Consider the following 10,753-nt stretch of genomic DNA (forward strand, 5'->3'; position numbering starts at 1 on the left):
GCAAAGGACAAGTGAAGGGAGTCAGCAAAGGGGACAGTGTATCTCAAGCGAAGTTTATCGAAGAACTGTTCGGAATTAGCGCTTAACGGAATGCGAACGAGATACTTCGTTTGTCACTAAAAAGTATTTGCGACACAACCGCAGCGAATGACTCAGGTCTATCGTCACTTCTATCCTGACTTGCGTCCCTTCTTGACTCAGCAATTGAGCGCTCATACTCACCACCTCTTGGTTGCCTCACTCAGTGATATCATGCTTGACCTACTAAATCAAGTAGAGGTCGCACCCCCTGAGAAGATTGACCAGGCTTTGCATGGCTTTTTCCAGCGTCGTAATCTAATTGCGTTGCGAGAGCTTGCACTCCGAGAAGTCGCAGACCAAATTGAAGAAGAAGGACTTCGCCAAGCCGTGCAGCGATGCAGCAATGGTCATGCTCAACTGGACGAAGTTTGCTGTATTCACGAACGAGTTTTAGTGTGCATCTCGACTCATCCAAATTCTCTACGACTGATTCGACGCGGCGCAAAAATTGCAGGTTATATGAACGCTCCCCTTTATGTTTTGTTGATCAGCAATCCAGGTCGATCGCTAACCAAAACAGAAATCCGCTATGTCGAAACTTGTGAGCGCCTTTGTCAGAAATTTGATGGTGAATTTCTTCAAATTGTAGGAGAAAACCCGGCAGAAGAAATTGTTAAAGCTGCCAGATCTTATCGAGTCACTCAAGTTGTGGTGGGTCAATCTCATCAATCTCGCTGGCAAGACTTTCTGAGTGGATCTTTAGTGAGTCGGTTGACGCGATCGCTCAAGCAAATCGATGTTCACATCGTTTCAACCAGTCGATAGGTTACCCCTCTATGATTCCTGAGAGAAGTACTGTTCAGCCGCACCAACCTATGATTTAGCAAGATTCTAAACTTCTTGCAGGTGTTTTGTCATCACACTCCCGCTGCTAATCGGTCTAACTATTATCTTACGCAGAAACCATCAAGCGAAGCTTCTATAAGCCAATACTCCGGACATTTTTTGAGGCAGAGGCTGAAACCCTCATTCCACCGTTGGTATTTGCCTCAGTGATGATGCTGAAACCCGCATTCCACCGTTGGCGATTTAAAATTGTCCGGACTGTTGATAAGCACGAGTTGAACTGTTAGAGAAAACATGGCGTAAGAAATCTAATAAAAGGTGTTTCTAACGATGCGTGAAGAAAAATCTATCTCTACGAAGAGGTCATTAGATCCAAGCCTATTTGGGGTCATAATTGAGTTTAATAGCATTTTATTGCGGAGGGCATTTAGCTGATATTCAAATTCCTGAAAAATGTGTTGTTTTAGGATGCCTTAGAAATAAAGAAGCCATTCCAATACAGCGAGAATTCTTCGATCAGCATTGGAGATTATATTATTCTAGTAATGGCGCTTCACTCCCATGATGGCTCCAGAACTCAAATTTATTCTCAAGAAAGCTTGTCCCGTTTACTATTCACTCAACGATTGTCCATTAGAGCATTAAGCAAACCAGCGATTCTGTTAGCGGTCGCCTATAGTTTTTTTAACCAGATAGTCTGTGATCAGTTAACCGCCCATTGACCGCATTAAACTTAACTGAATGAGACGTACAAGATCTGCTCTAAGTTATGGCAAAGAATAACCGCACAGCCGTCATCCTAACCTTGCTGATCATTTTGGGGCTGTTTAGCCTAGCTGGAGCAGTGGTTTGGTTTGGGCTAAAAACACAGCCAAATAATGGACTGCCTTCTATTCCTGGTTTCTCATCAAGCAGTGCATCATCCAACAATCCTCCGCCTAGTCAAGATGATCGCACTCAACCCCTAAATCAATTGCCTTTGGAGAGCGATCGCAATGTTATAGCCATCGCCACTTTGCTTAGGACATTTTTGGTAGTGTGCTTCGCGTGCTGCCAAAATGTCCCTGTCCTAACCTATGTGGCGGTAGCTATAATTACAGTAAACTGCGGGATGACTTGCAGCAGCAGAACTGGAAGGCTGCCGATCGCGAAACCTATGAACGGCTGCTAGAAGCGGCTGGATCTAAGGCTCAAGCTCAAGGATTTACCCCGCAAGACGAGATGGATACGTTTTCTTGCAAAGACTTACGCACCGTCGATCGACTGTGGAACAATGCCAGTAATGGTAAGTTTGGCTTTGCTGCCCAGCAAGGTATTCTAAGGGCGCTAGGCGACTACCGAAAGATGTATAACCAGAGGTAGGATGGCAAAAATCATCCGGGGAGTGGGAAATCGAGTGGACTTATAACCCGCAAACAAAACGCATGGATTATAAACCAGGGAAGGAGCCGAACTTTACAACACCGCCGCCCGGACACTTCCCGACCGTTGAGCGGGGCTACAATTTTGATGTGTCTTTAGACGCTGCATTAAAGCGGTGCAAGTTCTAACCTGATTGTGTTTGATGCCCTATCACCTCCTCAACAATGGACAACTTACCCATCCGCTCTCCTGATAGTTCATACATTCGCCCTGCTCGTCGGGGGAAACATAAGATCTTTATTGGGATGTCTCCCGGTGTAGGCAAAACCTACAAAATGCTGGAAGAAGGACATCGTCTGAGAAAAGAAGGGGTCGATGTCATTGTTGGGCTGCTAGAAACTCACAAGCGGCGGGAGACAGCTAACAAAGCGATCGGGTTAGACATTATTCCTCGCAAAGAAGTTACTTGGTCTGGTGTCACTCTCACCGAGATGGACACGGATAGCATTATTGCGCGTCAACCCCAGCTTGCTCTAGTAGACGAACTCGCTCACACAAATGTCCCTGGATCTGAGCGAGAAAAACGATATCAAGATGTCGAAGTGATCTTAGCAGCCGGAATTGATGTCTTTTCGACCGTCAATATTCAGCATTTGGAAAGCTTGAATGATTTAGTAGCCCGGATTACTGGAGTGGTCGTGCGAGAACGAATTCCCGATCGACTGCTCGACGAAGCCGATGAAGTCGTCGTGGTCGATGTCACGCCTGAAACGCTAGAGGAACGCCTAAGAGATGGAAAAATCTATGCTCCTGAAAAAATTGACCAATCCCTACAAAACTTTTTTCAACGGCGTAATCTGATTGCCCTGCGAGAGCTTGCCCTCAGAGAGATCGCAGATAACGTCGAAGAAGATGCCATCGGTAATAGCAATAACTCCAGTGTTACACCTTACTGCAACGTTCACGAGCGAGTGTTAGTGTGTGTCTCGACTTACCCCAACGCCATCCAGCTTGTCAGGCGAGGTGCTCGAATGGCGGGATATATGCACGCTCCTCTCTACTGTCTATTTGTGAATGATCCCGATCGCTTTTTGAATAAAGCAGAGAGTTTGCACATTGAAACCTGTGAACGCCTCTGTCATGAATTTGGAGGGCAGTTTGTTCGAGCTTCAGAGCAGCAAAAAGCAGGGGCAATCTCAGAGGTTGCTAAAGAATATCGAATTACGCAGATTGTGATCGGGGAAAGTCAGCGATCTCTCTGGAAGACTCTGCTGCGCGGCTCATTAACTCAACAACTGCTGAAAGCACTTAAAAATATCGATGTGCATATCATCGCGACTGAGAAAGCCTAAGGCGTATCTGCAAAGTCTAGACGTAGCGTGGGCATTGGGTCATCTCCTAGATTTCGAGATCATCTATCCACATCAGATATCTCTGAGAATCGATTATCTCAGCAATAGAGCGGTTGGGAGGAGAAAGAGGAATTAGAGGAGAGCAATCACTATGCTGGGAGGTGCAGTCGCACTCGATCGAGGTCTACATCCAAAATACTCTAGAGCATTTCTAGAGGAGTTGCGTCTCTGAGTAAAATAGAGACCCAAACACTCGGTTTATCATGCTGCATTGGGGCAATTTCTTAACTATCGTCGCAATGACTCAGGCTGAAACTTCAAGATCTTGCCAACTGGGAGAGAGTGCATGACTTGCTGCCGATGCGGTTGGTCGTGAGAGACCATCAGGCAGAAGTGAAGTGCTGCCTAGATTGTGAAGTGCTGAACCGAGGAGAATTCCCAGTTGGAGTCTCGAACGTCGTGCAGTATGGGTCTGGGGTGAAAAGCCTGCTGGTGTATTTGTCAGAGTATCAAATGTTGCCACCCGAACGGGTCTGTCAATTGATGCAGGATGTGTTGGGATAAATCGTTTTAGAAGGTGCGCTGTTCAACAGTTGAGTGCGTTGTTTCGAGCAACTGGCGGAGGTGTCCAGGCAGACCAAAGCAGGAATGCAAGGGTCTGCGGTGAGACACTTTGACGAAACAGAACTGCGGGTCAACGGAAAATTATGGTGGTTACACGTTGCTAGCAGTGAGTTTTTGACTGATTACTTTGTCCATCCCAAGCGGGAACAAGTCGCGATGACGGAGATGGCTGTCTTGCTGGAGTTTCAGGGCATCAGTGTGCATGATGGGTGGAGCAGTTATGCTCACTACGACTGTGACCCTGCTCTGTGTAATGCCCATCATTTGCGGGAACTACGCTTTGTTTTGGAACGCTATCAGCAACCTTCAGACCAGATGATGGAATTGTCCATCGAGATCAAAGCTCAAGTGGAGCAGGCTCAAAGCGAGGGACAAGCCGCTTTGTCTTCGGAAACCCTACAAGACTTTGAGCAGCGTTACCACACGTTAGTGACCACCGAACTAGCGGCTAATCCATCCACTGAGGTGCTAACAGAAACCCCAAGACCCAATGGACGGGTCAAACAAAGCCCTGCCAAAAATTTGCTCGATCGCTTGCACCGTCACCAATCTCACGTCTTGGCTTTTATGCACGACTTTCGAGTCCCGTTTGACGACAATCAAGCTGAGCGGGATTTACGCATGATGAAACTCAAACAGAAAATATCGGGAGGGTTCCGCTCTGAGACGGGAGCACAAATCTTCTGTCGCATTCGCGGCTATCCTATCCACACTCAAAAAGCAAGGTCTCGGCTCTTGGAGGCTTTGAGGCAGACTTTTAGCGGCTGTCCCCTGATGCCTGCTCTTCAGCCTGAGTAGTTACCTTTTTTCTTCTTAAACCCGTCTTATGATTGGAGAAAGGTCTCCTTAAACATCTTCATGCACACTCGAATCAAAGAAATTGCCACCGCTCTGGCTCCCCGCTTGGTTGAGATTCGTCGGCACCTCCACAGCCACCCAGAATTGAGCGGACACGAGCAGCAAACCGCCGCTTATGTCGCGGGCGTACTTTCATCATGTGGGCTGCAAGTGCAGGAAGCGATCGGAAAAGTCGGCGTGATTGGAGAACTCAAAGGACAGAATTCGGGTGCGCCAAATCGTCGTCTGCTTGCCGTTCGCACCGACATGGACGCGCTGCCCATTCAAGAGCGCACCGGGTTAGAGTTTGCCTCTCGCACCGCCGGAATCATGCACGCCTGTGGTCACGATGTTCACACTACCGTCGGTCTAGGCACCGCGATGGTGCTATCCCAGCTAGGAGAATCGTTGCTTGGAGACGTGCGCTTTTTGTTTCAGCCTGCCGAAGAAATCGCCCAAGGGGCAGAATGGATGGTGCAAGATGGCGCGATGGATCAAGTTAGCGCAGTTCTCTCAGTGCATGTGTTTCCCTCGATTCTCGCCGGAAAAATTGGCATTCGCTATGGAGCGCTAACCGCCGCAGCCGACGATTTAGAAATTACCATTTTGGGAGAATCTGGACATGGGGCGCGTCCTCACGAAGCCATCGATGCGATCTGGATTGCCTCGCAGGTAATTACCAGCTTGCAGCAAGCCATCAGCCGAACTCAAAATCCGCTTCGTCCCTTGGTTTTGACGATCGGCAAAATCACAGGTGGACGTGCCCCAAACGTAATTGCCGACCAGGTGCAGTTATTGGGAACGGTGCGATCGCTGCATCCAGAAACCAGCGCGACTCTGCCTGAGTGGGTCGAACAAATCGTCTCAAGCGTCTGTGGAACCTATGGCGCAAAATATCAGCTAGACTATCGGCGCGGAGTTCCCTCAGTGCAAAACGACGCGACGCTGACTCATCTGCTCGAATCGGCAGCTCAAGAGATGTGGGGCAGCGACAGCGTTCAAATCATTCAAGAGCCATCGCTGGGTGCCGAAGATTTTGCGGTCTATCTCAAACATGCCCCCGGCAGCATGTTTCGTCTGGGCGTAGGGTTTGAAGATCAGCGTAACTATCCCTTACATCACCCTCAATTTAAGGTGAATGAATCTGCCATTCTCACAGGCGTAGCAACGATGGCAAACGCCGTCTGGAAATATTGGGAAGAATCGACTACAACCGCTCCTTAGAGGGATTAGAAAACCCCGATCGTAGTGACACAGTAAGGAGTCGTAGACTTTGAAGCATTATGGCATCCCCAACCCCTCTACAGGGCTTAGATCTAGTAGACTGTGCACGAGCCAACGCCAAACAAGGCATTGAGACGACGGCAGATCTCTGTGGCTATGGCAAAGACCTCAACACCTTTCGACACGAACTTGAGAAAGCCTGTCAGCACATGGGCGTAGAGTTTCACGAACTGAGTGATTTGATTAGAGACGAAACGCCCCTGATGCAAATGGGAGGAGAAATCGTCGCACCTGACACCCCTTCTGAGCTTTAGCGCGATAAAAAATTATTCTCTACCTCGCTGATTAATTGCGAGGTTAAACTAGATACAATCGCCGCTCTGAGAAGTCATGCTCTCGTGAGCTGCGATGTTAAGTCACCGCAGACAAAAGGCAAGCAATAGACTATGAAAGGCTCCTTGACAAAGGCAACAGCGCGACGGACTTCTCCCACAAAAACGGCTGCAACCAAGATGGTTATGATTGGCTGGGCGATCGCTCAAACGATCATGATTGGCACCCCCGCGATCGCGCAAACCCCTCGTGACCCTCTCAGCTATAGTCAATTGCTGAAAAAAATTGATGCGGGCGAAGTCACGAAAGTTGAAATTGACGAAGCGCAAAAAGTTGCCAGAGTCAAATTAGAAGGACAAAAGCCCAACGATCCCCTCGTCGAAGTGCCCTTACTTGAGCGCAACCCCGAATTGATTGAGCGGCTGAGAGCTAACAAAGTCAATTTTGACTCCCAGCCGACGGCTGACAACAGCGCTCTGATGGGCATCGTAGCCAATCTGCTGCTGTTTGTGCTGGTGATTGCGGGTCTGCTGATGATTTTGCGCCGATCGACCAATTCCTCTGGTGGACCTGGGCAGGCAATGAGTTTTGGCAAGTCTCGCGCTCGGTTCCAAATGGAGGCAAAAACGGGGGTGATGTTTGATGATGTGGCAGGCATTGAAGAAGCCAAAGAAGAACTGCAAGAAGTCGTCACCTTTCTCAAAAAGCCTGAGCGTTTTACAGCGGTCGGTGCCCGGATTCCCAAAGGAGTCTTGCTGATTGGACCGCCTGGAACGGGTAAGACATTATTGGCAAAAGCGATCGCGGGTGAAGCCGGAGTTCCATTTTTCTCAATCTCTGGGTCTGAATTCGTCGAGATGTTTGTCGGGGTTGGTGCGTCGCGCGTCCGTGACCTGTTCAAAAAAGCTAAAGAGAACGCCCCCTGCATCGTCTTTATCGACGAAATTGATGCGGTGGGTCGTCAGCGCGGCACCGGAATCGGCGGCGGCAACGACGAGCGAGAACAAACCCTCAACCAACTGCTGACCGAAATGGACGGCTTTGAGGGCAACACGGGAATCATTATCATCGCCGCTACAAACCGTCCCGATGTCTTAGATTCTGCACTGCTGCGTCCGGGTCGTTTCGATCGACAAGTCCAGGTCGATTTGCCCAACTACAAAGGGCGACTGAGAATTCTAGAGGTTCATGCCCGCAACAAAAAGCTGTCTTCAGAAGTCTCCCTCGAAACCGTTGCTCGTCGGACTCCCGGTTTCTCTGGTGCCGACCTCGCTAACCTGCTGAACGAAGCCGCGATTCTCACTGCGCGTCGTCGCAAAGATGAAATCACCGCCTTGGAAATCGACGACGCGATCGACCGGATCACGATCGGGCTAACGCTCACTCCTCTACTCGACAGCAAGAAAAAACGCCTGATTGCCTATCACGAAATTGGTCATGCGCTGCTGATGACGTTGCTAAAGAACTCTGACCCGCTCAACAAAGTCACGATTATTCCTCGCTCTGGCGGCATTGGTGGATTTGCCCAACAAGCCTTTAACGAAGACATGATTGACAGCGGACTCTACACTCGATCGTGGATGACCGATCGCATCACCATGTCTCTGGGCGGTCGAGCGGCTGAAGAAGAAATCTTTGGCGAATCCGAGGTAACCGCAGGAGCCAGTGGCGATATTAGAGCTGTCGCTGACTTGGCACGAGAAATGGTGACCCGCTATGGGATGTCTGATTTGGGTCTGATTGCCCTTGAAGGCTCCTCTTCGGGTGAGGTTTTCTTGGGTCGCGGTTTGTCGCCTAGATCGGAATATTCTGAAGAAGTGGCAACCCAGATTGATGAGCAGGTGCGCGCGATCGCGATGCAATGCTATGCCCAAGCCCGCCTCTTGATTCGAGAAAATCGTGCCTTGGTCGATCGCCTGGTCGAAATGCTGCTAGAGCAAGAAACGATCGAAGGCGAACAGTTCCGCGCAATTGTGGCAGACTATTGCGAGGTTGGGCAACCCGCAAACGTCGTGGGTTAGTCGATTTTGAGCGATAGCTAATAACTTGGGCGTTGCTGAAATCGATCTCTGAAGCACAGATTTTACTCTCACCCTAGCCCTCTCCATTAGGGAGAGGGGACAAGAGTTCTGGCTCCTTTCTCTCTGGGGAGAAGGGTTGGCGAGGGTTTGCCCCCACTTCGTGAGGAGGGCTGTCCAGATTCACGCAGGAGGTCTATAGTTCTTCAGCATTGTCAGTTATGAAAAGAATACATAAGATTAACCTTATGGAAAAGACCAAAAGAAACCGATTAGAAGAGAAAGGCTGGAAGATTGGGACTGTTTCACAATTTTTAGATCTCAACTCTAGAAGAAACTGCACTTATCGAGATCAAACTTGCTCTCAGCCGTCACCTAAAAGAGCAACGACAACAATCAATGACCCAAGCAGAATTGGCAGAAAAATTGCATTCAAGCCAACCTCGGATTGCCAAAGCCGAGAAAGGTGATGCTTCAGTTTCTATTGAACTGCTCATTCGAGCGATGTTAGCGGCAGGTGCAACTCCTCAAGAAATTGGACAAGTCATTGCGCAAGCAGGGTGGATCTGAATCTTGAACGCTTGTGGGTAAGACTGATTTAATGTCTCAACCGTCAACCTAAGCAGTCCAGCGGGTGAGTTCAGCGGTAGTTAGTAACTTTTGTCACCTTGCCGACGATCGTCATTCTGCCCCTACAACGATTTGTTGGTTTGCTGACCCCGTTTATTTTCAGGCAATACACTCAAGTACTTTTGCTAACAAACTATAGAGTCTCCCGTAGCACATAGCCAACCCCCCGCACAGTATGCAACAACCGTTTTGGGGTGCTTGCTTCTAGCTTAAGCCGTAATGCGCGGATGTATACTTCAATGATGTTGGATTCACCCATAAAGTCGTAACCCCAAACCTTTTCGAGAATTTGATCGCGGGTGAGCACCTGACGGGGATGACGGAGGAGAAATTCTAACAGGTCAAATTCTTTGGCGGTTAATGCAATCAGTTGTTTACCTCGATAGACTTGACGGGCAAGCCGATTCAACGTCAAGTCTTCAAACTCTAGCAAATCGGGTGCTTCAGGATGGGTGCAGCGTAAGCGGGCTTTCACCCTAGCCAACAGTTCTTCGATGCTGAAGGGCTTAGTAACATAGTCATCGGCTCCTGCATTGAGTCCGACCACGCGATCGGGCACTTCATCCTTTGCTGTCAACAGGATGATCGGCACTTGAATGCCTGTACTACGTAGCCGCAAGCAAACATCTAATCCTGAAATGCCCGGTAGCATCCAATCTAAAATCAAAAGATCAGGCTGTGCTTCCCGCGCTATTGCCAGCCCGTGTATGCCATTAGCGGCAACTGTGACACGATAGCCTTCTAGACTGAGTTCTGCTTCAATAAACTCAGCTAATCTGGGGTCATCTTCAACTAGGAGGATGTGATCAGTCATACAGTTGTTCAAGATTGAGAAGGGTTCCACAGAGGCAGGGCAATGGTAAAGATACTCCCTTCTCCTGGCTTAGAGCGGAGAGTGATGCGACCTTCCATCCCTTCAGTTAGACTTTTGGCGATCGCTAACCCCAACCCGGTACCATCTCTAGAGCGAGTCATGCCCTCATTCACTCGATAAAACCGTTCAAAGATTCGATGCTGATGGGGCAGGGGAATGCCAATCCCGTGATCGCGCACATGAATCAGGGCGTGCTGCTTGGTCTGTTCTAAAATCAAATCAACGGCTTGCCCTGGTGCAGAATACTTGATCGCATTATCCACTAGATTAATTAGCACTTGCTGCAAGCGATCTTGGTCGGCGCAGGTGACCACATCCTCCTCCGTTGTCAGCACATTAATTTGCTGATTGCTAACCTTTTGGCTCATGGCAGCCACTTCTGTCACGAGGGTATTCAGCATGATGGGATTGAGCCGAAAATGGAGATGACCACTATCTGCCCGTGCTAGATCGAGCAAATCTTGCAGCATTCGGATCGTGCGTTCCGTTTCCGCCGTCGCTGTTGCGATCGCCTGCTGTTGATAATCGCTTAAGTTATAGCCACTGCCACATTGGTTAGGACGCAGCTTGTTTAAGAACAAATTCTACCGCATCGCGTAGGTTGTCCGAGTCGCGCAACTGCTTGCGAATAC

General features: G+C 49.1%; 12 protein-coding genes and 1 pseudogene. 10 read left to right on the plus strand and 3 right to left on the minus strand.

Annotated features, from left to right (window positions below; translation table 11 throughout):
* Window positions 1-75: 75 nt before the first annotated feature.
* The gene (locus A8707_RS29975; protein WP_156518886.1) at window positions 76-216 is read right to left on the minus strand and encodes a hypothetical protein; all 141 of its coding nucleotides are present in this window, start codon (window positions 214-216) and stop codon (window positions 76-78) included.
* Between the two features lie 36 nt (window positions 217-252).
* Here A8707_RS29975 and A8707_RS24355 point away from each other — a divergent pair, with 36 nt between their 5' ends.
* The 10 genes and pseudogenes from A8707_RS24355 (at window position 253) to A8707_RS29980 (ending at window position 9,187) form a co-directional block, all read left to right on the plus strand.
* Window positions 253-846 (plus strand): universal stress protein, encoded by a 594-nt coding sequence (locus tag A8707_RS24355; protein ID WP_231948451.1) that lies wholly within the window; start codon window positions 253-255, stop codon window positions 844-846.
* A 1,068-nt stretch (window positions 847-1,914) separates the two neighbouring features.
* On the plus strand, window positions 1,915-2,229 hold the full coding sequence (locus A8707_RS24360) for a GUN4 domain-containing protein (RefSeq protein WP_197485035.1): 315 nt from the start codon (window positions 1,915-1,917) through the stop codon (window positions 2,227-2,229).
* Window positions 2,230-2,291: 62 nt separating this feature from the next.
* Entirely contained in the window at window positions 2,292-2,417 is a 126-nt protein-coding gene (locus A8707_RS30410; RefSeq protein ID WP_269452766.1) for a hypothetical protein, read from the plus strand.
* Between the two features lie 36 nt (window positions 2,418-2,453).
* The gene (locus tag A8707_RS24365; RefSeq protein ID WP_068819824.1) at window positions 2,454-3,581 is read left to right on the plus strand and encodes a universal stress protein; all 1,128 of its coding nucleotides are present in this window, start codon (window positions 2,454-2,456) and stop codon (window positions 3,579-3,581) included.
* A 342-nt stretch (window positions 3,582-3,923) separates the two neighbouring features.
* Window positions 3,924-4,145, plus strand: a complete 222-nt coding sequence (locus A8707_RS24370; protein ID WP_068819826.1) for a hypothetical protein — start codon at window positions 3,924-3,926, stop codon at window positions 4,143-4,145.
* Window positions 4,146-4,229: 84 nt separating this feature from the next.
* A pseudogene (locus tag A8707_RS24375) lies at window positions 4,230-4,908 on the plus strand (IS66 family transposase); the annotation flags it as partial.
* Window positions 4,909-5,063: 155 nt separating this feature from the next.
* Complete coding sequence (locus A8707_RS24380; protein WP_068819830.1) at window positions 5,064-6,266, plus strand: M20 family metallopeptidase; 1,203 nt, start codon at window positions 5,064-5,066, stop codon at window positions 6,264-6,266.
* Between the two features lie 59 nt (window positions 6,267-6,325).
* Window positions 6,326-6,580, plus strand: coding sequence for a hypothetical protein (locus A8707_RS24385; protein WP_068819832.1), 255 nt, complete (start codon window positions 6,326-6,328; stop codon window positions 6,578-6,580).
* A 132-nt stretch (window positions 6,581-6,712) separates the two neighbouring features.
* Window positions 6,713-8,620 (plus strand): ATP-dependent zinc metalloprotease FtsH, encoded by a 1,908-nt coding sequence (ftsH, locus tag A8707_RS24390; RefSeq protein ID WP_068819834.1) that lies wholly within the window; start codon window positions 6,713-6,715, stop codon window positions 8,618-8,620.
* Between the two features lie 396 nt (window positions 8,621-9,016).
* Window positions 9,017-9,187 carry a helix-turn-helix domain-containing protein gene (locus tag A8707_RS29980; RefSeq protein ID WP_231948452.1) on the plus strand — a complete coding sequence of 57 codons (171 nt, stop codon included), beginning with the start codon at window positions 9,017-9,019 and terminating at the stop codon, window positions 9,185-9,187.
* Between the two features lie 193 nt (window positions 9,188-9,380).
* On the opposite strand, the gene A8707_RS24400 is transcribed toward A8707_RS29980, so the two are convergent.
* Together A8707_RS24400 and A8707_RS24405 are read right to left on the minus strand one after the other, a co-directional pair.
* Window positions 9,381-10,061, minus strand: a complete 681-nt coding sequence (locus A8707_RS24400; protein WP_068819836.1) for a response regulator transcription factor — start codon at window positions 10,059-10,061, stop codon at window positions 9,381-9,383.
* A gap of 8 nt (window positions 10,062-10,069) precedes the next feature.
* A complete protein-coding gene (locus A8707_RS24405) occupies window positions 10,070-10,702 on the minus strand; it encodes a sensor histidine kinase (protein WP_197485039.1) in 633 nt (210 codons plus the stop codon).
* Window positions 10,703-10,753 lie beyond the last annotated feature (51 nt).

This window comes from Phormidesmis priestleyi BC1401, assembly GCF_001650195.1.
Lineage (GTDB): Bacteria > Cyanobacteriota > Cyanobacteriia > Leptolyngbyales > Leptolyngbyaceae > Phormidesmis_A > Phormidesmis_A priestleyi_B.